This is a genomic window from Pseudoalteromonas rubra, from assembly GCF_005887095.1.
Classification (GTDB): Bacteria; Pseudomonadota; Gammaproteobacteria; order Enterobacterales; family Alteromonadaceae; genus Pseudoalteromonas; species Pseudoalteromonas rubra_E.
In genome coordinates this window covers 203,567-227,316 of the sequence record NZ_PNCI01000008.1, presented here as the reverse complement: position 1 = coordinate 227,316, position 23,750 = coordinate 203,567, and the positions used below count along the sequence as shown (strand labels likewise).

The window sequence follows — 23,750 nt, the reverse complement described above, 5'->3', positions numbered from 1 at the left end:
ATGAGATATAATAAGCAATTACTGATTACTTTCTTTGCTTTGCTGACATCGCTTTTTTCACTGGAAGCGCGTGCTACTCCGGTATTTAACAACTGTTTCTTAAAAAATTCTTATGAATTACCTTACCGCCCTGGTCTTAAGATCACACTAACTGGTAACTATGAGGAATATCACTTCCCTGAAACGGGGAGTCAATATACCAGTTTTCAAGGTATTCACTCTTTGTACATAGGGAATAATAAGCTTCATGGATGGACTACGAGGATCTTGAGAGAAAGTGAATTACCGGCCGGTCTGAAGTATGCTAAAAAAGATTACTATGTACCCTTATTGGTTACTTCTAATATGACTGTTGGGAAGTATGATCTCTTAGTACGTATGACAACAGCAGATCATGAAGAAGTGGACGATCCATATAGCCAGGTACCTTCTTATATACCGTATGATCATGACTGTGTGGTCAAATTTGATATCTTCAATTTAACTAAACCGGAAATCAGAAGCACAAGCCCATCTGGCGATACCACAATAGTACAGGATCAGCCTTTAACTGTGAGTTTTACCGCTTTTGATGCAGGTGCAGACTATGCGTCATTCAATATCTACCGCGGTACAACGCGCCTATCGCCCAGCTGTTCCAGTTCAAATGGCAACAAGTCAAAAACTTGTAAGGTGAGTTATGGAAAAAATGGTTTGGGTCTTGGTGAGCATACTTTTAAAGCCATTGTGATGGATAGCAGGGGCTATGATGTCACCGCAACCCGCAAGGTTACAGTGAAGGAGAAAAATACAGCTCCCATCATCAGTAATTTTTCTGTCTCTCCAGACATTGGTGCAGCCGGGCAAGCGATATCTGTTAGCTTTACCGTAAAAGATAATGATACACAAAGCTATAATAAACTATCACATGTAACGTTGCAGCGGGATAGTCAGGATCCTGTCGCAGTTTCGCAACAAGACTGTGCTCTTTTGGGGGGAGGTTACAAAAGCTGTACGCTGAATTTTGGCACTATCAGCGCAGATAATGCACAAACCAGTATTACCCTGACAGTGTACGATAAGGAGGGAGCCAATGACAGTCGCAGCGACACTGTAGAGTTTGTGCCTGCAGATCTGACGGTCTCTTCTATTTCTGTCTCACCAGTCACTCCGTTTATTGATGATATAGTGAAAGTCACTGCCCATGTGAATAGTGGCTTGGAGTATTTGGATACTCTACAGCTGTGTGCAATGAGAGGGGGGAGTTTTACCCAAGGTGCTCCTTGCCCCTCTAGTACCATCATCAGCAATGCCTGTAATAAAACAAATGGTAGCTGTTCTTTATTCCATAACCTGGCAGGATATTCCACTTCGGCTAACTTCAAAATGTATGCGGCCAATAAGTTTGGTGATACGGAGGAATCTTTACTCACTGTGATGCCCAAGAGGTACTTTGGTGGTGCGTTGAGCATTAATGCTCTCCCTGGCACTAGCCATATTGTGGGTAACTCCGTTCCATTCGTTGCACTCATCGGGGCGATTAACAAGAATTCAGAAACTCTAAAGCGGATAGAGCTTAAGTCTGGTGGGACTTTGCTGCAGTCCTACTCGGTCAACATCCCACTGTCCCGGGATAAAGCCGTAGAACATCACTTTTCCTGGACACCAGAAGTGGTCCGTTCAAACATGCCTGTATCTGCCGTGTTGTACGATGATAAGAATCAATTGGTCCACACGTCTTCAGTTTATTTGGACATAGTATATCCGGATACCCCCAAGCCAGGGCTGCCTAAACTCATTATCAACCCCGCTGGTGCTGGCACCTATCAGGTTGTGGCAAGCGAACTGTCAAATACAAGGCAGCTTAACTTTTCAGCAACCGTCAATGGTGCAGACAAAGCCATTTTACCTAATGCAGAAATTAAGTCACCAGGTGACAGCGCTTCTGTTCAGGTAGATGTCAACTATGCGGACCATAACACGACACTACGGGTGTGTGTACTTGCATCAAATTATTTGGTCTCGGGTAGTGAGGCTATCCCTGATACGTTCAAAGAAGCTGATCAGCAGGTATGTGTAACGCAGCAGATTAAACATCCAAAGCCCATACCGGAGACACCCAAATTCAGCGCACTGAAATCTCAGGTTAGCGGCAAATACACCGTTCAGTGGCAGCAACAAAATGATGGTGCAACTAATGTATTCCGCTTGTACCGTTGGAATGGCTTGCCATCTGATCGTGATTTGTCTGAGCTGATATATGAAGGGGCTGAGAATCAAGTAACGATTAATAGTCCTGAACAAGGTCACGTAACTTACGAAATACACGCATGCTTTGATGACAGTACGTGTACTGCTGGTCAGCAGTTTACCGTTGAGCACCTACCGCCATATATTCAGTCTGCAAGTGTAGTCCAGTGTGGTACTCAGCGTTGCCTTGATGTAAAAGGTATTGGCTTTTCTGCGACACAATCCACTCTTCAGTTACAGCTGCGCCAGACAGCTGAGACCTATTCGTATTCTTTTCTAACACTAGTGCCTGATGGTTTTCAGCAACCCCTTTCCAATTATATTGCTGACAAGCTAATTGAAGGAGGTGCTTACCTGAAGATCGGTAATGGTGTGAAACACAACCAGTTACCAGTTCACTCTAGCATTGTCGTTTCTGGCAGTGGCTCAGATAACGGCCCAGATCTACTTTCTCGAGGCTTTACTTTCAGTGGTAATGGTATTTTGTATGCTGGCTCAGAGTCGGGGCTCAATGCCTATATAGTGACACCAGAACAAAAGTTTGAGTTGAAATGGACTCATGAAACACCGGCTGGTCTGGCGGAAGCCTCGAAATATGACGATGTGGTAGCAATGCCAGTGGTCAAAAGTAATACCTCTTTGGCGCAAGGAGGGATATATGATGACGTTTACTTTGGTTCACGCAACAATCGCTTTTATCGTATTAAACATGACATCACCAATGCAAATGAGTCCAGTAAGCGCGTTGTGTGGTTGTTTGATACTCGAGGACCAATTGTAGCACCAGCTCAACTTACAAAGGTGTATGGAGCAGACTTACCAATTGTTTATGTTGGCTCTTTAGATGAAGCCTTGTACGCATTGAATGCGGACACAGGTGAAGTTTATTGGCATTATTTGCTCCCTGATTCTGGCGGGATTGTTGCACAACCTCAAGTATCTTCTGATGGTTATGTCTATGTTCAAACCAAGAAAGATGTTTACGTTATAAGCCCTGGACTGATCAAGCAAAATGCTATGTATTGGAAAGGGTTAGGTGAACTCGAAAAGTTACTGAACGAGCATTTTCCACAGTGGCGAGATACCATCGAAGGGGATGCGAAACTGCTGCATCCTGAACAAAGAGATGAGGTAATTTGGACACTCACAGATCTCATGTTTGTACTCAGAAATGAGTACCCAACAAAAGATCAAATTAATATATTGAGCTATCTCGTTACCAACAATCTTCTGTCTATTGAAGAGGTAACACGCTTAATTTTGAGTAGCGTGACAGAAGATAATGTTGCGATATACAGCAACATTGCAATGCCAAATGAAGATTTCGCTTTGGCCATGATAGCCAAAGTGAAAAATATATCTCACCACGAAGCTAAAGCGGTATTAGTAGGTGGAAAAAACTACGTTTATTGGCAGGGCTTGCTTGATGAGGGCATGTCCAGAGCAAACCTGGTGCTCGAGTTGCTATTTTATCGAAGTGAGCAATATGACCAGTTAACACTGAAAACACTCAATTACTTCTACGATTTCTGTTCGACCAATGAAGCATGTAGCTACAGTGCCGACGATGATGGCGACGGGCTCAGCTTTGCCGCTGAGTTGGCACTTGGTACCGACCCCTTTGATAAGAGTGATGGTTTGCAAACTCCAACGCTTGCGCTAGAAAGTCAGAATTTTGGCAATTTGAGTTTTGTGTTTTCCTCTTCTGGTGCGGTTGAGCAGTATGTGCTAGAAAAAAGTGAAAACGGACAGTCTTATGAGATAGACACTTGGGTGAAAGCAAGCAAGAGTAGTGAAAATGCGCAAAGCTCAGATTCGACGTCACATTCAGTGTCTGTACCCAACGGTAGTTTTAAGTTCAGGATAAAAGCGTGTGTTTCTGTCGCTTTAGAGCCTGGCGAAGAAAAAATGTTCTGTAGCCAACAGTACTCTGAGGCCCTACATGTGTTGGTTCAGGACAGCGTGGCTATGTCTCATATTAATGTTCACCTACCCGACTTGGCTGTGAGAGAGCCTACACATGATATGTATGCACGTGCGATGCACGCACGTCTTACTCCAACTCAGGGTAATTTCCGAGTAACAGAAAATGGCAGTGCCGGTTACACAGTACCGATTGAATTGCCACCCGGTATAGCAGGGGTCACACCACAAGTAACACTTAACTACGACTCACAGGCGGGTAGCTCTAACGTGGCGCTGGGTTGGTCCATCGGTGCAGGTGGCGCTATTTCTCGTTGTTCACAAACGCTCGCTCAGGATGGCCAGTTTAAGCCGTTAACCTTTACAAATAGCGATCGTTTCTGCTTAGGGGGGCAAAGGTTAATCCCAGCAGATGTGACCGGTGACTTTGATGATTACAACACTTTGGAGACCTACGTACTGGAACTGGACTCTAAGGTGACGGTTGCAAAAATCAGTACTGCAGACAGCGTAGAGTTTCTGGTTAAAGCGAAAGACGGCACCCTGAAGCGCTACGGTGGGGCGGCCGACAGTGAAATTCGACTGGGTAACAGAAGTGACAGAACACTAACCTGGCTACTGCATTCGGTGTATGACAACATGCAAGTCGAAGACACAGCTATAAAGTATGAGTACAGTGCCTCTGTGTCAGGTCAAGTCCTAGGCGAAGCGGAAAAAGTGCTGACGAAGATTACCTATAGTGGTAACAGTGTTGAATTTGATTATAGATCGGGCGACATACGCAGAGCGGGTTATGTTTTTGATGGACTGATGTCATCTGAGCGTGCAGAGCTGCAAAAGATCATCGTCAAGAATCATTACAAGAGAGTTATATCCCGCTTTGAGCTAGGAACAGAAACGACGGTAAATGGTTTGCGTTTGCTGACGTCAGTTAAGCAATGTGATGCTGGCAGTGTCTGCAAATTGCCAATCCAGTTTAGCTATGACAATTTCTCTGATTCTCTAACTTACACGGCAAGTTCTACCGTTTATGGGTTACCCTACGATGAGAATGGGAACCACCGGCTTGCTGCAATGTTGAGTGTAGACAGTGAAGGTGATGGTGTGCCTGAAATTGCGGTACTGGAGCGCTACGAAGATAAAGATTACAAACTGTGTTTACTCAAAGGTGGTAGCCGGCAAAACGAAGCTTCTCGCTTTGCCTGTACAAGCTTTGTGCGTGGTGATGACGAGGAAAGTGTCTCAGTTGAGTCCATAGACTACGATAATGATGGTAAACAAGAACTGTTTGTCAACATGAAAAAAGACTATGACAGCAACTATAAACGTGATTACTTTACTATCTATGAACTGGTTGGCCAGACCCTACAACGTGTGGATATCGATGACATCTTTAAACACTCTACACTGGAAAGCAATTTGTATTTTAAAGAGCCCAAATTTGCTGATTTTAACGGCGATGGGTATAGCGATATTGTCTATAAGCGTGACACTGGTGAAACAGCATATGTGCGCTATTTTGATCCGGTTGAGAATGTATTCTCGGTTCCCTTAGACGTTACTGTTTATGGTACCAACTGGCCAGCCTCTGTAAGTGAAGAAGATGGAGAGTGGTATGTAGCTGATATGAATGCTGATGGACTGGCTGATATTGTTTCGTTGAAATGCAATGAACTGAATAAGTGTGATGAAAAACAATCAAATAGCGTTCTAGTCAACTATAATCGCGGTTCCATTGAAACAAATTACCCTGATGCAGGGACGTTAGCTCTGCAATTTGAGTCGCAGCAAATTGTCTCTACCAAAAAAGTCCGCTCTCTACAGCTGATGGATGCCAATGCAGATGGCCTTATCGACTTGCTCTTTTTAGATGTCTCAGAGTGGGATAAGTATAAAGGTGACCAGGAAGGTAGCTGGCAGTTATGGGTCAATCAGTCTCAGTCTGAGCCCATGTTTGAGCATAACTTTACGTACGATGTTGACCTGGATTTGAGTGATGGTAGGGAATTTCATAAAGATATTTCAACGCCTACTGCCATTGATGTAGACCGAAATGGTAAGCCGGATCTGTTTTTCCGGGGTAAGCTAGATATCAACTGGACACATTATGAATGGTCACCACAAAAAAATACGCTGGAGCAGGTAGACAGGTTCGTGCTTTCAACTGCGACTTTGCAGTCTCTGAGTGGCGACTATCTGACAACCTTCGACTTCGATTATGACGGTAACAACGACCTGCTATTCAAAAATGCTAGCTTTATTGAAATCCGTTACGATCAAAGCATGTTGGCTACCAGTGGGCTCCTCAGAACGGTAACACAAGGGTACGGCAGTAAAACTGAGATAGACTATGCCTCTATGACTGACTCTGATGTCTATAAAGGCAAAGTTATTGCGTTTAAGCAAGACGAAGCAGTGAAGCGCGCTGATCTTAAAGTAAATAAGTATATTGCTCCTATACAGTTGGTCAGTAAGGTAACGACGGACAGTCCGGACAGTACAAATGTTGGCACAGTATCGATAGATTACTTCTATGAAGGTGCGCGCGTACAGTTTGGTGGACGCGGTATGCTGGGTTTTCAGTCTCTGACCACAACTTCTTATAAACAAGAACAGCAGTCAGATGAACAATATGCAATAGTAACAACAACACGTTATCTGCAGCATTTTCCATTCACAGGCATGCCAGTGTCGACCGACAAGTATTTTAAGAAAGTAGGTGAAGCAGACACATTTATGTCACCAACTAAGTATTTGACACGGGCATACAATACATACAAATATGTTGAAATCGAGCACCGCGGTGGTAAGGCCTATCAGGCTCTGCTGCAAAATGCCCGCGAATGTGATGCGAGATTAAATAGCAATTATTCAATCAGCGGCTATGGGTGTAGTGAAACGGACATGACCTATGATAAGGATAACAACGCGAATCTGATTGAGTCTGTCGTTACTAAATTCAATGTAAATACTTCGGATATTTATACTTTTGTACGCTTTGGCAATGCTGGCGCTGCACTGTCTAAAGTTACAACCAGCAATGAGTATAGCGGTACAGCACAAGCCAAGCGCTTTGGTCGGATAACTAAGGCAACTGCAAAACATACAGATGGTAGCGGTAATAACGGCATAAGTAAGACATCAGAGTTTGTGTATTACGGTGCAAGTGACACACATCCGTACATGCTTAAGCAGGAAATTATTGCTCCGGGTGGGAGTTGTGATGCACAACTAACTAAAACGTATATCTATGATGATGTTGGGAATATCAAACTTACTAAGACAAGCAACGACAGTGACCAATGTGAAAGTAAGGACAAGCAAACGCGTGTGACTGAACATGTGTATGATGCTGATGGTCGCTACCTGCGCTACAGCTTGCAAAATGTGGATACCGCTCCAGCTGACTTAAGTGCAGGGTTGAAGGGCTCTGATATTTTGATTGCAAAAAGTGCTGAAGTCTTAGTCCGTAACGAACACGGAGCACCCACAAAAATCCTTTCTCCTAGTGGAATGTACACTTATAAGTTATATGATACCTTTGGCAGTGCCATTGGCCAGTATCAAACCACGGGCGCGCACAGCTATACCTACCTAAGAGAATGTGCTGAGCTTCAGTGTTCCGTGAAATCTGAGCGTTATGTTAACGGTGAGCTGCTCGAGACACAGTATCTGGATAAAGCAGGCAGGCCCTATAAATCTATTGTACCGAGTGTGTTAGGGGCGCCTTTAGAAACCACCAACGTTTATGATACGTATGGTCGACTGCTTCAAACTCAAGCACATCGTGCCAAACCAGTAAAAACCTACCATGATATTTTTGACCGGGTTCAGAAAGTGGTCGATGAAAACTCAGGTATGACGACTGAAACGACGTTCAGCGGACTAGAATCGACAACCACAATCAGTGGTCATATTGGCAATGAATCTAATGCCTCACATTCCACGACGACGACAAAGAATGCACTGGGTCAGGTTGTTCAGGTCACTGACAGTATGGGTAACACTCTAACCTATACATATGATGTTATGGGCAATCAGGATACTGTTTCTTCGTCAGCGGACAATGGCCGTATCCTGATAGACAATGAGTACGATGCGCTTGGTCGCAGAATTGAGTTGAAAGATGCTGACAGAGGCACCTGGACATACACGTATAATGCGTTCGGTGAGCTTACAAGCCAGACTGATGCGCGTAAGGTAACTCAGTACTTTACCTATGACTTACTGGGTCGTAAAACACACCAGACCCAGGAAGTAGGAGCTGCGGCCGATGGTAAAGACAGTGCGGCTTATCTGCAAACGGAAATAGTATCTGAAGGCGACAGTACCTGGGAATACGGTACAAAGGCCAGCAATGTTCATCAGTTGATCTCTGCTACTCAGGGGCAGGACTGGCGTCAGTACTATTTCTACGATAATTTTGGTCGTGCAGTTGCAACCTTGACATCACTTGGTCTTACTCAGTCTTGTGGCAAAGATGATGTTGAACTGGATACAAACCATTATGATTTGCGAATCAAAGTATCAGATCCTGATAACCTACCTGCAATAGCAGACCCTTTAACTTCATTGTGTGTCATTCAGCAGCAAGCCTATGATGCTCACGGCAGACTTGCCTTCCAGTTTGATGACTACCGTCGTATGAATAGCGGCGGGGAAAACAAGTATATTGAAGCCAGAGGCGTGAAAAATACCTATCGATACGGTCAGTTGTTTGAGCGAAGAGAAGCACGTGAAGGAAGCCGGGGGCGTATCTACTATCAGGTTAAGTCGTTAAATACGCGTGGACAGGTGAGCCAGTACATTAAAGGTGGTAAGACAATGTCAATCACCTATGATCCTGTTTCCGGAAGCCTGACTAATATTTCAGGCGAAGGGGTGCTTGAGGCAGTCCAGTCAGACAGTTATGGCTTTGATGGATTGGGTAATCTGATTAATCGTACCCTGACCGGTTTTGAGCTGGAGACCTTTGGTTATGATGATCTCAACCGAGTGACGCATATCAATGGTAAACAGCAGTTTAAATACGACAGCAATGGCAACCTCAAAAAAATAGGTAAATGGCATCAGACATATGGGGAGCATGGTGCAGCGCCTCATGCGCTAACTACCAGAAGCAATTCGATTAACCCAGGTGGTAATGGAAGTGGCACGCCTATCATTCTTCCGCCGCCACCACCCCAGTTCGATACCTGGGGGAGCGAGGAAGCGCAAAGCAGTGCGACACTTCAAAGTCGTTTTGCAGCACCACTGAGTAACGCGAATATAGCGGATGGTGTATACGTAACAGAATCTTATTTTTACGATGCTAATGGCAACCAGACACGTATGGAACGTGATGGAGTAACAATACGGACCCTCAAATACAGCGCACGCAACAAAGTGAAGGAAATCGAAGGTCGTAGTGAAACAGTGACCTTCGACTACGACATTAACAACCGCCGTTACAAGCGAGAAGATGGTAGTCAGACCGTCTATTATGTTGGGGCGCTGGAGTTAACGACCAAGTCGGGCAATGACAAGCAGGCTTACATTAAGCGTTATGTTGGTAATGACGCGACGATAAAGTACACCTCGGGCGATGAACAAGCGCAGGGCAGTACAATACAGTGGCTCTTTACGGATCATCAGGGGTCGATTGTGGCGATTACCGATCAGTACTTTGATGTTGTACAACGTATGAGCTACGACGTGTTTGGCCAGTTACGTACATCAGAATCTGAGACAGAAAAGGCTGCCAATGCACTTGGATTGCACCCTGACCTGGCGTTCCTGTTTGATATAGCTGACAACACTCGCGGTTATACGGGGCATGAGCCTGTCGTATTGGGTGGTGAAAGCCGCATCATACATATGAATGGCCGCATTTACGACGCGCTTACCGGGCGTTTTATGCAACCGGATCCAATTACTCAGGCACCGGGTAACTTGCAAAACTATAATACCTATAGTTATGTGTTTAACAACCCGCTGTCTTATACCGACCCCAGTGGTTATATTATAAAGCCACTGAAAAAGCTGACGCGAAATGTCATTCGTGCTACGGCTAAAGTTTTTGGTAAAGAGCTAACGAATATTGCGGCCAATGTAGCCTCAGTCGTTTTCTGCCAAGCAGGTGCACCTGCGTGCGCTGCCGCATGGTCGTACGAATTTAATCGGGCGATGGGCGTTCCACCAGAGTATGCCAGAAACTCGGCGTATATTGCCTTTATGAGTACCCATGTACTGACCCAAATTGGTGGGAACTTCAACAAGGTAGGTGCGAAAAACTTGGCTAAGTATGGTAGCGTTGAAGCTGCCAAAAGCGCTGGCCTGCATAGCTTTGGTGGCAACATGTTGACTACCGGGCAGGTGGCGGCACAAATTTCTGCGCATGCCGTCATTGGCGGAATCTCTTCTGCAATGAGTGGTGGAAAATTTGGTCACGGCTTCTTTAGTGCTGGTATAACGAAAGGGGCTGGTGGTGCTTATTTGCCTGGAGGAGATGAGTTGACCGCCACACAGATAGCACAGGGAACGGTCATCTCCGCAGCTATTGGCGGTACAGCATCAGAGATTTCTGGAGGAAAATTCTCCAATGGTGCACGCTTTGGTGCTATGCAGTATTTGTATAATCAGGCTAGCAAAGTAGATTACGGAAAAATCTGGGATGATATGCGTAGAACCTGGAGTGATTATTGGGGCAGTTCAAGTCCTGAGTTAGGGGTTCAAGCGATTGGATACGAATATACGCAAGTTTGGGGCGGTGTTGCTGTTAGAGGTGCCTTTGGTATTTTTGTTGACTTCAGGGGGGGGGATGTAGATTTTTTCCAAAAAGTTGGCTATTCAATGGATCCGCTAGATATTGAGAGCGCTTGGGGTCATGAAGTGAGCCGAGGTATTACTTTTGATTATTCACCGGATATAAACTTATTTTTGGGGGATGCTATTGACTATGGAGCGACTCTCGGTCCACTGGGATTAGACATTTCATTTACAGATACGCCTAGACCTCAGCTTGCGACTGTAGGGTTTGATATTGGTACTGGTGGCGGAGTAAGCAGAATGAAGGTAACAACAAAGAGAGCACCAAACTTTTTTAGGTAGGAGAGCAACATGGAAAAATATTACATTTACTTTGAGAGTGATTTTGAATACTCACTTGCTTTCTTTTTTTTAATCCTTTTTTCTTTAGTTGTGACTTTATTTGTTAGAGTTGGTCGAGGAAGGTATGAGCTATATAAAAGCAAGATTAAACCTTTAATTAAATTGAACTTAAACTTTTTGATATTTATTTTGTTTATTTCATTATTTATAGAGCTATCTAATTATGGTGATGTTAAAAGTGCAGAGAGTAAAGTCGAAGGAAAAAGAGTTTATACCGTCACTGGCTTTGTTGATGAATTGAATGTTGAAGTCCTTAGTAGTAGGACGGAAAAATTAAAAGTCGGGGGAGTTCTTTTCGAATATAATAACTACTCTACATATGAATACTGCTTTGCTAATCGGAACTATAATGAAGGTGTTATCTTTGAAGGAGCTGAGTTGTCGCTAGACTATATCGAGGACGGGCGAAGGAAATGCATTGTTAAAGTTCTAGTGAAAAAGTAAAGCTTTATTAGTAAGGAGAAGATAAAATCTGCTTATAGTTTGCGATTCGGAAGGGCTTATTTTCGATGAATCATTGGGAAAATGAGATATGAAACTCATTTATGCTGTTTTGTTTTTATCCCTTGTAGTTACATCGAAAGCTGCAAGTGCAACCAGTTTCGAGGGTGATGTTTTGACACCTACAAAAGAGGTGTGTGATAAGTTCATTGAAGAGGGAGTTAAGCAAAGAGAACCAGATTTATCCAGGCCTTATGCAGATTCGCTTTTTGTAAGCCAGCTAGATACTGTTGCACGTTGTTTGTATAAGAGGGACCGTTCTAAACTTGCGATAGAGTTTTGGCTGCTCGCGTCTTCATATGGCTCGACTTCGGGAGGTGAGCTTGGTGGCGTATTTTTAATTGTACATGCAGAAAATGCGCTTCAGATGCATGCTGGTGTCGCCTTGTTGCGCCAAACCGCTGAGCGTAGTGCTCAGGTGATGAATCGATACCATATTTTTCGAGCGCTGGCATTATTACAGGGAAAATTTGAAAAGAGAAATAGGAAGCTGGCGCTTAAAAATTTGGTGGATGCCTGGAAAGCGGGTTCCGCTCAGGCGCCTTATTTGATTGCCTACTTTATTGAGAAAGGAATTTATAAAAAGAGTGAAAAACTGTCGAGTGCATACTGGAAGAAAGAGGGGGATAAACTGAGTGGAAATATCGGTTATGACCACTTTATTGATAATGCGCTATTGAGTGATGTATATGGGCCCTTTCTTAAGGGAATTAGAAACGGACAAGATGACTAAAAGATCAGTCAGTCACTGACTACTGTCACAGGACGGGTTTCCGATGTCTCGCTCTGCTTCCATATTGTGGACGGTGCTTTGTGACGGTGAACAGTCCACAATGTTTTATGGATGAGATCCCGCGCAGTGGCTTTACTTTGCTGGGCCTGCTGTCAATTAAATCCATGCTTTGTCTGTGTTGCGCTACCTGACACCACTCATATTCCTTCCCCATTAGTGCTCACGGATGCGCTTTAAAATGGGTCACAGTAGCGCAATTTATTGCAGCTACTGTGATTTTTCTAATAACAAAGCCTCCAAATCTGCCTGGCTCATAGGTTTGGCGTAAAAGTACCCCTGGCCAAAGTCGCAGCCTGCCTGTTTGAGCAGTTCATGCTGCGTGGCGGTTTCTATGCCCTCGGCAATCACCTTAAGGCCCAGTTGATGCGCCATCATGATCATGGTTTCGCACAGTACCAGGTCGTCTTCATTATGCTCAATGCCGTCGACAAAGCGTTTATCAATCTTGATAAAGTCGGTGTCCATCTGCTTCAGATACGCCAGGGATGAATAGCCGGTGCCAAAGTCATCCAGTGCGACCGAAAAGCCTTGCTGGATAAGCTGACCAAGCCGTGCCTGACTGCGGCCTTCACCTTGCATCATCATGCCTTCAGTGATTTCAATGACCACGTCCTCGGGTTGCAAATTGGCATCGCTGAGCTGAGCCTGCCAGTTTAACAGGCTGGTGTGTTTGGCATTGAACTGTACCGGTGACACATTCAGGCTGATCTGAAACGTGCCATAATGTTGCTGCAACCGCTTAAGCATGAGCAGGGTTTGTTGAAAGGCAAATTCACCCAGTTGATGGATCAGCTGAGTTTCTTCCGCGAGTGGGATAAAGTGGCCGGGGCTGATCATGCCTTTATCGGGATGCTGCCAGCGGATCAGTGCCTCTGCTTTGTGGATCTGTTGATCTTGCATGGTTACAATGGGCTGGTAATACATCACGAACTGTTCGTCAGATAGCGCCTGGCGCATATCTCTGAGCATCAACAGGCGCTGCTCGCTCTGCTGACGTAAAGTCGAGTCGAAACACGCGTATCCGTTACGGCCCTGAGCTTTGGCTCTATACATGGCCTGATCGGCTGCTTTTAGCAATGACTCACTACTGTCACCATCACGGGGGCTCAGTGCAATGCCGATGCTGGCTCCAACATGACAGGACTCTCCATCCAAAATAAAGTCCTGTTTAAACACCTGCTGAACCTGCTCAGCCAGGGCGATGGCCTTTTCCTCACTATTGCAGTGCTCACAAATGATGACAAATTCATCGCCGCCGATCCGCGAAAGTGTGACGCCAGTCTGCTCTATCGATTGCAGTGCTCTGGCAACCAGGGTGAGTAGTTGATCGCCGTAATAGTGCCCCAGGGTGTCGTTGATATCCTTAAAATGGTCAATGTCCATTAACAGTATGGCCAATTGCTTATCCGGCTCAGTCAACAGTTTGTTGAGGTGCTTTTTAAGACTGGTTCGGTTCGGCAGATCGGTTAATGAGTCATAGTGGCTTTGTCGCCAAAGTTGCTCATCTTTGAGTTTATTGTCGGTTATATCAGTGAAAATCGCGACTCTGCGATACGCTTCCTGTTGCTCGTCATAGACGGTATCTATGGTCAGCCACTCGGTATACAGTTCTCCATTTTTTCTCTGGTTAATAATCTCGCCCTGCCAGCGACCGGTATCGCTCAGTGCATGCCACATTTGGCGGTAAAAAGCACGATCGTGTTTGCCTGAATTGAGTATCGCGGTGGTTTTACCTATTGCCTCATGCGCAGAGAAACCAGTCACCTCGGTAAAGGCAAGGTTCACATCAAGGATATAACCATGGGCATCCGTGATCACCATGCCTTCACTCGAGTTGTTATAAACCAGCGCAGCCAGATTCAGTGCCTCTTCTTGTTGTTTGCGATGACTGATATCACGGATCACAATAACGGCCTCTTCAGCGTGACTCATTCCCTGGATTCTGACTTCGTAGCCTCGCTGGTTTTCACCTAATGTGTACTCCAGTAGCAGATGTGGCTGCTCTTTAAGTAGTGTCAGCGCAACACGGATCCGTTTATGAATATGATGGGGAAATAACTCACTCAGTGTATTGCCTTGCTGTACCAGTACGCCATGCTTGGCAAGCACCTGGCCCTGAGCATCAATGCGTAAGTAACTGTCGGGCAGTGCCGACAGCAAAGTCTGTAGTTCAGTGTGCTTATGCGTTAACTGCTGTTCGGTTTGCAGCCGCACCTTGGCCATATTTTCAAAATGCTCTCCCAGTACTGCAAGCTCCTGAGGCATGGTGTGACTGGTAAGATCCAGCGTGCGCCCCTGCGCGAGCGCGGCAATGGCCTGTCGGAACTGTGTCAGTGGGTGTAACAGAGTTTTGTTCAGGCGGTAGCGAGCCAGCCAGATAAGCAGGCATAACAAGATAAAAAAGCTACCTAAAACCAGTGCAAAGTGGCGCTGTGTTTGTTGCCAGGCATCTTCAAAGGGAAAAGCAAAATAAATGGTCAGCTCACCTCGTGCAGCAAGCAGAGGCAGGCGAATGTACACATGGTGATGGCCATTGGCATCATTGAGCAGCACCGCCTGTTCATTCAGGCCTTCGGGCCAGTCGTCGCTAACGGCTCTGCCTAAAGGCGCATTGCTGTAAGGGTATTCTGCGACAATCGCACGGGTATGATCGGCCACCATCACACGTGTCCCCTGAGGTAGTGTCAGCCTGGAGAGTGAGCGACTCCAGTGCGACAGGCGTTTGACGGCAATGATCACCATGACGAGCTGCCCGTCCTGATAGACGGGGTGAGCAAAATTGAGCGTTGCACTGTTAATGCTTCTGTCATGCTGGTATTCCCCAATACTGAATGTGCCTTCATCTATCGCTTGCTGAAAGTAGGGGCGATCGGCAATAGATATCGGACCTGATATTTGAGATAACGAGCAGGTGACGTTGCCATCCGGTGTGGCCAGACCAAAATTCGCGAAACTGGGCGATAAATGCTGTGCACTCAACAACAGCTGTGGACAGACGCCTGGCTGATGTTGCAATTCTTTTGGCTGATAGGCCAATTGCTGCAGCAGTCTTTGTGTTGCGGCAATCTCTGCATGCTGCAGCGTGGCAACCTGGTTGGCATACATTAACGCTTGCTGTTCCTGCATCTGTAACATATTACTGCGTTGTGCGAATAGCAGAGCCAGGATCAACAAGAACCCAGGCAGACTGAGCACCAGCATCAATCGGTAAAATCGCTGTTTTATTGATATTTCTTTAATAATACAAACTCGCCTGGTTATGAGGTGGCGGCATGATACAAGCGCAACGCGCTTTAACCAACCCGTTTAACCTAAATACTAGTCGAGAGTTATTAAATTTTCGGCTTTTTGGTAACACCATCTGGCGTAAAAATCTCATGAATGAAATATTCTTAAGTGGCTAAAAGAGGGACGTTTTTCAGCCAAAAGATCTCGGATTATTCGTCTGCCCACATTTTCCCACCGATTTCATGGAGTTCCATAAACCCCGCGATTTTTCTGGCCTGTAGGCGAGTCAAGGTGAGTGATCCAACTTGACAAAAAGGCTTGTCAAGCCCTAGACTGTCATCCTGTGGGAAAATGTGGGTTAGAGTGGATCAAATTGGATCAAAGATTGGCTAATCGTATCGGGCCGAGCGGGTAGTTATGTTCCGCGGCGCAAGCTCATTGAGCCTCGACGACAAAGGGCGTTTTTCGATACCAACTCGGTATCGCCAGCCTCTGCTGTCTGAAGAACAGGGCGCTGTGATTTGCACTATTGCGATCAACGAACCATGCCTATGGCTGTATCCACTGTCTGAATGGCGAGAAATAGAATCCAGATTACAGCGACTCTCCAACACTAACCCCAGAGTCAGACGCTGGCAGCGCATGCTTTTAGGGCATGCGGAAGAATACCAGCTGGACAAAAACGGCCGTATTTTACTGGCACCCACGCTACGTGCGCATGCTGGCCTTGGCAAAAAGCTGATGCTAGTCGGACTGCTTAATAAGTTTGAGATTTGGGACGAAGCACGCTGGTATGAACAAATGCAGGCCGATACTGAGATCGAGCGCAGTGGTGACGTGGAAGCGTGCCCTGAGCTGGATGACTTTTCTTTATAATTGGGGTGAAAACCAAATTTTATGGCGACAGAATGGCAACATATTTCAGTGCTGATGGCTGAAACGCTGGATGCATTGAATATCCAACCCGATGGCACATATATCGATGGCACATTCGGCCGCGGTGGTCACTCGGGTGAAATACTTAAGCGGCTGAACGAGCAGGGCAAGTTGCAGGCCATCGATCAGGACCCGCAAGCGATTGCGGCGGCGCAGAAGTTTGCCGACGATCCGCGTTTCAGTATTGCCCACAATCGTTTTTCGCACATTGAGAGCGTTGCCCGTGATGCCGGCTTGCTGGGTCAGGTTGATGGTATTTTGCTGGACATTGGCGTGTCGTCACCTCAGCTTGATGATGCCGAGCGTGGCTTTAGCTTCATGAAAGATGGTCCGCTTGATATGCGAATGAACCCTACGGCAGGTCGCAGTGCCGCACAGTGGTTAGCGGAAGCTGAGCTGGAAGACATGGTGTTTGTGATCAAAAAATATGGCGAGGAAAAGTTTGCCCGCCGGATTGCGACCAAAATCATTGAAACCCGTGAGCACACTGAGATCACCTCAACCAAGCAACTGGCAGATCTCATTGATGAAGCGGTGCCGGTAAAAGACAAGCAGAAGCACCCTGCTACCCGTACCTTTCAGGCGATTCGAATTTATATCAACAGCGAGCTGGAAGAGATCCAGACAGCATTGCAGGCTGCGTTGACGGTATTAAAACCGGGTGGGCGCCTGGTGGTGATCTCGTTTCACTCGCTGGAAGATCGCATTGTTAAGCAATTTATTAAAAAACAGAGTAAAGGCGAGGCTGTGCCACGCGGTTTGCCGCTGACGGATGCACAGCTAAAGCAAAATCTGACACTAAAGGCGGTGGGCAAGGCTATCAAACCGAGCCAGGCAGAAATTGATGCCAATCCGCGGGCGCGCAGCTCAGTGTTGAGAATTGCTGAGAAACTGTAATGAAAAAGCATCAGCGTCAGCCTAAGTTATTTTTAGAAATATGCCAGTTGTTACTGGATAACAAGCTGACGTTTTTGCTGCTGGCATTGACCTTAGGGTCGGCACTTGCTGTGGTGCAGGTGACCCACCTAACCCGTCAGCAGCTGATTGAGCAGGATAAATTATTACAAAAACGCGATGAACTGGATCTGGAATGGCGCTACTTGTTAGTTGAGGAGGAGTTTTACTCGCAACATGCACGCATCGAAGAAGTGGCCAGAACCCAGTTACAGATGAAGCGGCCAACCAGTAAAGAAGAACAGGTGATCGTACTACCATGAGCCCGGCGAAGAAGACCACAGTCAATTTAATCAGCTGGCGTTTTGCGTTGGTCAGCGTGATGCTGGTGCTGGTATTTGCCGCACTGATTGCGCGTGCCGCATATTTGCAGGTGATTGAGCCTGATAAAGCTCGTTCTGAAAATGCCAAGCGCACTGTGCGAGTTGAGACTGTGCGGGTACAACGGGGGATGATCTTCGATCGCAATGGCAAGGAACTGGCGGTCAGTGTGCCTGTGGTCAGTGTGTATGCTGATCCTAAGGCGCTGGACAAGGCATTATCGAAAAAGGTGCTGAGAAAAGCCCGTCGTAATGGTGAAGATACTCAGGCATTAGCCGACAACGCAGCAGAGCTGAGTGCCCGTAAACAAGCCTTTTATCGGGACGAAGTGCGTTGGCGGGAACTGGCAGATGTACTGCAAATCAAGCAAGAAAAGATAGATAAACGCCTGCGCGACAATCCCAAGCGTCGCTTTGTGTATTTGAAGCGCCAGGTCACGCCTGCGGTGGCCAACTATATTCGTCAGATGCGCTTACCCGGGATCCACTTACTCGACGAGTCGAAACGTTATTACCCCAATGGGGAAGTCACGGCCCATGTACTGGGCGTCACCAATATTGATGGCATTGGTATCGAAGGCATTGAAAAGCTCTATGACAAGGCGATGACTGGCACTGAAGGCCGCCGCACCATACGTAAGGATGCACAGGGGCGCGAGGTTCAGGTTTTGGCTGAAGAAGAGCGTGTAGAGCCGGAAGATGTGCACCTGAGTATTGATTTACGGATCCAGGCCATCGCCTATCAGGCACTTAAATCAGCTGTACTGACTTATCAGGCAACATCTGGCTCGGCTATGGTGGTTGATGTGCACACCGGCGAAATTCTGGCGATGGTCAATAGTCCCAGCTTCAACCCCAATGATATGAGTGACGCGGCGCCATATAAACGCCGCAACCGCGCCATAACCGATCTGTTTGAGCCGGGCTCCACGCTCAAGCCGTTGGCTGTGCTGGCCGGGTTAGATCATGGCGTGATCCAGGCGGACGACACCATAGATACCTATCCGGGCTGGATGCGCCTTAATGGTGGCTTGGTCAAAGATGAGCGTAATCACGGTGAAATGACACTGCGCGAAATCCTTAAGATCTCCAGTAACATGGGGGTGGCTAAAATCAGCCAGATGCTGCCCAAAGAATATTTTGTTGGCCTGTATCAGCAGGTTGGGTTTGGTGAAGACACCGGCACTATGATGATTGGTGAAAGCTCGGGTCTGTTTTATCCTAACCGTCGCTGGTCTGACTTTGAAATTGCTACCTTGTCATATGGTTATGCGGTTTCAGTCAGTACGGCACAGGTAGCCAGACTTTACGCCACGTTTGGTGCTGGCGGGATTTCCCGGCCACTGACCATAATAAAGCAGGATGGACCTGTGCCAGGGGAGCGTCTGTTCCGTGAAGAAGATGCACTGGCGGTGGTGGAGATGATGGAATCGGTGTTTGAAAAAGGCGGCACGGCTTCTAATGTCATCGTCGATGGATATCGGGCAGCAGCTAAAACCGGTACTTCGGAAAAGGCCATCGCGGGCGGGTATGGCGACGAATATGTGGGTTATTTCGCCGGCGTTGCGCCGGTCAGTAATCCCCGTCTTGCGGTGGTTGTGATGATCAATGAACCCGGCGGTGACGTGTATTACGGTGGTCATACGGCGGGGCCGGTATTTGCCGAAATTGTTTCCAATGCACTGAGAATTTTAAATGTGGCACCGGACAAAGAGCGTGTCGCCTACCTGTCGAGGTCTGATAATGATACATGATCTGAGCCTTGCACTGGCAAATATTGGGGTGTCATACCCAGCTATACCCGTTAACGATTTGCGCCTGGACAGCCGAGATGTGTGTCCGGGCGATTGCTTTATTGCACTGCGGGGTCATCAGCAAGATGGTGGTCAGTATGTTGGAGCCGCGCTAAAGCGTGGCGCAGTTGTGGTATTGGCCGACACACACTGCACCCTTGATGTAGAGGATGAGCGAGTATTACGGATCAGCGCACTGGCAGACAAAGTGGCTCTGCTGGCGGCGACATTTTATGGCGAGCCCAGCCGCGCCCTGAAACTCATTGGTGTCACTGGAACCAATGGCAAGTCAACCACGACGGCAATGATTGCACACCTGGCTAGCGCGTGTGGTTTGCCCGGTGCAGTGATTGGCACCCTGGGTTATGGTGCACCAGATGCGTTGACGCCATTGCATAATACCACTCCGTCTCATGTAGATTTGCAACGTATTTTAAATGAGCTGCGTCACAGCTACCAATTGGCTGCTATGGAAGTATCGTCTCATGGTCTGGTGCAGGGGCGAGTCGCGCAGTGTCAGTTTGACGTGGCGGTATTTACCAATCTGAGCCGCGACCATCTTGATTATCACGGTACAATGGAAAACTATGCCGAGGCCAAGCTACAGCTATTTAGTAACTGTCAGCCGAATTACGGGGTGCTCAATATTGATGACCCCTGGGCACAGGCTTGGCTGAAAGCGGGTAAAATTGCTCACCCAATTGGCTTTGGTCGCAAGCCTGCTGATGGCCTATTGCATGAGGCGTTGCAGCATTTCGTGTACTTCAGTGAGGCGAAATTTGACAGTCAGGGGATCCACTTCAGAGTGCACACCAGCTGGGGAGACGCTGAGGTCAGCACTCCGTTATTTGGTGAGTTTAATCTGTACAACCTGAGTGCGGCTTTTGCTGTATTGCTGGTTCAGGGGGTTCCACTGGCTCAGTTGGTTGAAGGGGCTGTGCAATTACAGCCGGTCACCGGCCGGATGCAGGCAATTGAAGTTGCCGGGCAGCCAACTTGTGTGGTCGACTACGCCCATACACCAGATGCGCTGGCACTGGCACTTCAGGCGTTGCAGCAGCATGTACCAGGTAAAGTAACCTGTGTGTTTGGCTGCGGTGGTGAGCGCGATAAAGGCAAGCGTGCGTTAATGGCACAAGCGGCGGAACAATATGCAGATACCGTGGTGATCACCAGTGACAACCCGCGTGGTGAGGACCCATTAACAATAATTGAAGACATTAAGGCTGGGCTCAGTAAGCCCGAGTATGCTCTTTGTCAGCCTGATAGAGCGAGTGCCATACGTGACGCAATTCGGGGCGCTGATCAACACAGTGTGATCCTGATCGCCGGTAAAGGGCACGAGGACTATCAGATCATAGGTAACCAACGCCTGGCTTTTAGTGACATTAGCTGGGCTCAGAAAATATTAACAGGGGAAAGTGCATGATCAAGATGGATCTCTCTTGGCTCGCGGATGTACTGAAGGCCCCTTTTGACGGGCAAAACCGCAGTGTTTCAAATGTAAATACAGATACACGCACAATTAGCGAAAACGAAGTGTTTCTGGCATTGAAAGGGCCGAATTTTGACGGCCACAAATTTGTTGCCCAGGCGCAGCAAAAAGGGGCGGTTGCCGCCATTGTTGACCATCCGCTAGAAGTAGATATTCCACAGCTTGTGGTAAAAGATACACGGTTGGCACTGGGGCAACTTGGCCAGGCCGTGATCAGGCAGGTTGCGCCAAAAACACTTGCTATTACGGGCAGTGTCGGCAAGACCACAGTGAAAGAAATGTCTGCGGCCATTTTGTCTCGGTTGGGCAAAGTGTTAGCGACTGCTGGTAACTTCAATAATGACATTGGGGTGCCACTGACTTTGTTACGCCTCAGTGAAGACGATGAATTTGCTGTGATAGAACTGGGCGCAAACCATATCGGTGAAATTGCGTATACCAGTGCACTGGTAAATCCAGATGTTGCTGTTGTCTGCAATGTTGCGCCGGCGCACATTGAGGGTTTTGGCTCGATTGAAGGAGTTGGGCAGGCAAAAGGGGAAATTTTCTCCGGTCTGAAAGATAACGGTGTTGCTGTGTTGAATTGTGATTGTCGCTTTGCGCCGATGTGGGAGCAAAGTCTGACAACTCAACGTACCAGTCGTTTCTCTATGACACAGCAACTTGATCTGTGGGTGGAAGATATCACCCTGGATACACTGGGTCGTGCCACTTTTACACTGTGTCAGGGTACGCAACGTGTCACCATCACGCTCCCGTTACCAGGTGAGCACAACGTCATGAATGCCCTGATCGCAGCCTCTTGTACTGTGCAACTGGGGGCGACGTTGGAAGATGTCAAACTGGCGCTGGAAAACATGGCAGAGGTAAAAGGTCGCGTCAATCTGATCGAAGTATCAGACACGTTGCGGATCATTGATGATAGCTATAACGCGAATGTTCGCTCAGTTAAAGCCGCCATAGATTTGTTAGCCAGTATGCCGGGTTACCGTGTATTCGCGTTAGGCGATATGGGCGAGCTGGGAGAAGAGGCACGTCGATACCACGAAGAAGTGGGTGAATATGCCAAAGAAAAAGGCATTGATGCGCTGTTTTCATTAGGCGTATTGAGCCGTTATGCCAGCGATGTACTTGAAACTGCCAATCGGCATTTTTCTCAGAGAGAGCATATGCTGCAGGCAATTGTACAATTACTGGCACAACGCGATGAGGTTTGCACCGTGGTCGTAAAAGGGTCACGCAGTGCACGTATGGAATTACTGGTTGCCGATCTGGTCGCAGCCGAGCAAGCATCGAATAATGGCTCTGACAGTGAAGAGGAACGCCCATGTTAGCCTGGTTAGCGGAATATCTGACGCAATATTACAGTGGCTTTAACGTTTTCTCCTATCTGACGCTGCGAGCGATCCTGGGGATCCTGACCGCGTTAATGATCTCTTTGTATTTCGGGCCCAAGCTGATCCGAGCATTACAGCGAATGCAGATTGGCCAGACAGTCCGGGATGATGGTCCTGAATCGCATTTATCTAAATCAGGCACGCCAACGATGGGCGGATTGCTGATCTTAGGTGCCATTTTTGCCAGCACCTTACTATGGGGTGACCTTGGCAATAAATATGTCTGGATCACTTTGTTTGTGATTGGATCGCTGGGGATTGTCGGGTTCGTTGATGACTACCGTAAAGTGATACGTAAAGACAGTAAAGGCTTGATAGCCAGGTGGAAATATTTCTGGCAGTCAGTGATTGCTATTTCGGTCGCAGCCTTTATTTACTTTACTTCCTCTGATCCGTCAGAAACTGTGCTCGTTGTGCCATTTTTCAAAGACGTATTGCCACAACTGGGCTTGTTTTACCTGGTGATGAGCTATTTTGTGCTGGTAGGCACGTCGAATGCCGTGAACCTGACCGATGGACTTGATGGCTTGGCCATAGTGCCGACCATTCTAGTGGCGTCGGCACTGGCTATTATCGCATATGTAACCGGAAATGCCGTGTTTGCAAATTACCTCCATATTCCTCATATAGCCTCTGCCAGTGAGCTGGTAGTGGTCTGCACGGCAATTGTTGGTGCCGGGCTTGGCTTTTTGTGGTTTAACACCTATCCGGCTCAAGTCTTTATGGGCGATGTTGGTTCACTTGCACTCGGTGGCGCGCTCGGGATCATCGCTATATTGGTACGTCAGGAACTGGTGTTGCTGATTATGGGCGGCGTATTTGTGATGGAGGCTCTATCTGTGATCTTGCAGGTTGGCTCCTATAAGTTGCGTGGTCAGCGGATTTTCCGCATGGCGCCTATCCATCATCACTATGAATTAAAAGGCTGGCCAGAGCCCAGGGTAATTGTGCGATTTTGGATTATTTCGATCATATTAGTGCTGGCGGGGCTGGCAACTTTGAAGATCCGCTAAAGCAGTACACTAAGGTCAT

At 47.2% G+C, this 23,750-nt stretch carries 11 protein-coding genes; 10 read left to right on the top strand and 1 reads right to left on the bottom strand.

What is annotated here, in order from left to right:
* From CWB99_RS04360 to CWB99_RS04350, 3 genes are all read left to right on the top strand, one after another.
* Complete coding sequence (locus CWB99_RS04360) at positions 1–11,241, top strand: RHS repeat-associated core domain-containing protein (RefSeq protein ID WP_138550764.1); 11,241 nt, start codon at positions 1–3, stop codon at positions 11,239–11,241.
* Positions 11,242–11,250: 9 nt separating this feature from the next.
* Positions 11,251–11,745, top strand: coding sequence for a hypothetical protein (locus CWB99_RS04355; RefSeq protein ID WP_138550763.1), 495 nt, complete (start codon positions 11,251–11,253; stop codon positions 11,743–11,745).
* Positions 11,746–11,833: 88 nt separating this feature from the next.
* The gene (locus CWB99_RS04350; protein WP_138550762.1) at positions 11,834–12,535 is read left to right on the top strand and encodes a hypothetical protein; all 702 of its coding nucleotides are present in this window, start codon (positions 11,834–11,836) and stop codon (positions 12,533–12,535) included.
* A 267-nt stretch (positions 12,536–12,802) separates the two neighbouring features.
* Here CWB99_RS04350 and CWB99_RS04345 read toward each other — a convergent pair whose 3' ends face one another.
* Positions 12,803–15,796: an EAL domain-containing protein gene (locus tag CWB99_RS04345; RefSeq protein WP_138550761.1), complete on the bottom strand. Its 2,994-nt coding sequence runs from the start codon at positions 15,794–15,796 to the stop codon at positions 12,803–12,805.
* Between the two features lie 444 nt (positions 15,797–16,240).
* On the opposite strand from CWB99_RS04345, the gene mraZ reads away from it, so the two are divergent.
* The 7 genes from mraZ to mraY are packed head-to-tail and all read left to right on the top strand — an operon-like array spanning position 16,241 to position 23,731.
* The gene (gene mraZ, locus CWB99_RS04340) at positions 16,241–16,699 is read left to right on the top strand and encodes a division/cell wall cluster transcriptional repressor MraZ (protein WP_046004813.1); all 459 of its coding nucleotides are present in this window, start codon (positions 16,241–16,243) and stop codon (positions 16,697–16,699) included.
* A gap of 21 nt (positions 16,700–16,720) precedes the next feature.
* Complete coding sequence (rsmH, locus tag CWB99_RS04335; protein WP_138550760.1) at positions 16,721–17,656, top strand: 16S rRNA (cytosine(1402)-N(4))-methyltransferase RsmH; 936 nt, start codon at positions 16,721–16,723, stop codon at positions 17,654–17,656.
* Positions 17,656–17,976 carry a cell division protein FtsL gene (ftsL, locus tag CWB99_RS04330; RefSeq protein WP_138550759.1) on the top strand — a complete coding sequence of 107 codons (321 nt, stop codon included), beginning with the start codon at positions 17,656–17,658 and terminating at the stop codon, positions 17,974–17,976. The genes rsmH and ftsL overlap by 1 nt, the downstream gene beginning before the upstream one ends.
* Positions 17,973–19,787 carry a penicillin-binding transpeptidase domain-containing protein gene (locus CWB99_RS04325; RefSeq protein ID WP_138550758.1) on the top strand — a complete coding sequence of 605 codons (1,815 nt, stop codon included), beginning with the start codon at positions 17,973–17,975 and terminating at the stop codon, positions 19,785–19,787. Before ftsL ends, CWB99_RS04325 begins: the two co-directional genes overlap by 4 nt.
* A complete protein-coding gene (locus CWB99_RS04320; RefSeq protein WP_432760821.1) occupies positions 19,780–21,255 on the top strand; it encodes a UDP-N-acetylmuramoyl-L-alanyl-D-glutamate--2,6-diaminopimelate ligase in 1,476 nt (491 codons plus the stop codon). Before CWB99_RS04325 ends, CWB99_RS04320 begins: the two co-directional genes overlap by 8 nt.
* A complete protein-coding gene (locus CWB99_RS04315) occupies positions 21,252–22,655 on the top strand; it encodes a UDP-N-acetylmuramoyl-tripeptide--D-alanyl-D-alanine ligase (protein ID WP_138550756.1) in 1,404 nt (467 codons plus the stop codon). Before CWB99_RS04320 ends, CWB99_RS04315 begins: the two co-directional genes overlap by 4 nt.
* The gene (gene mraY / locus CWB99_RS04310; protein ID WP_138550755.1) at positions 22,649–23,731 is read left to right on the top strand and encodes a phospho-N-acetylmuramoyl-pentapeptide-transferase; all 1,083 of its coding nucleotides are present in this window, start codon (positions 22,649–22,651) and stop codon (positions 23,729–23,731) included. Before CWB99_RS04315 ends, mraY begins: the two co-directional genes overlap by 7 nt.
* The last annotated feature ends 19 nt before the right edge of the window (positions 23,732–23,750 follow it).

Coding starts and splice junctions, on each gene's coding strand:
- CWB99_RS04360 (WP_138550764.1), top strand. CDS start 1: ATGAGATATAATAAGCAATTACTGATTACTTTCTTTGCTTTGCTGACA.
- CWB99_RS04345 (WP_138550761.1), bottom strand. CDS start 15,796: ATGCTGGTGCTCAGTCTGCCTGGGTTCTTGTTGATCCTGGCTCTGCTA.
- rsmH (WP_138550760.1), top strand. CDS start 16,721: ATGGCGACAGAATGGCAACATATTTCAGTGCTGATGGCTGAAACGCTG.
- mraY (WP_138550755.1), top strand. CDS start 22,649: ATGTTAGCCTGGTTAGCGGAATATCTGACGCAATATTACAGTGGCTTT.
- CWB99_RS04355 (WP_138550763.1), top strand. CDS start 11,251: ATGGAAAAATATTACATTTACTTTGAGAGTGATTTTGAATACTCACTT.
- CWB99_RS04315 (WP_138550756.1), top strand. CDS start 21,252: ATGATCAAGATGGATCTCTCTTGGCTCGCGGATGTACTGAAGGCCCCT.
- CWB99_RS04325 (WP_138550758.1), top strand. CDS start 17,973: ATGAGCCCGGCGAAGAAGACCACAGTCAATTTAATCAGCTGGCGTTTT.
- mraZ (WP_046004813.1), top strand. CDS start 16,241: ATGTTCCGCGGCGCAAGCTCATTGAGCCTCGACGACAAAGGGCGTTTT.
- CWB99_RS04350 (WP_138550762.1), top strand. CDS start 11,834: ATGAAACTCATTTATGCTGTTTTGTTTTTATCCCTTGTAGTTACATCG.
- ftsL (WP_138550759.1), top strand. CDS start 17,656: ATGAAAAAGCATCAGCGTCAGCCTAAGTTATTTTTAGAAATATGCCAG.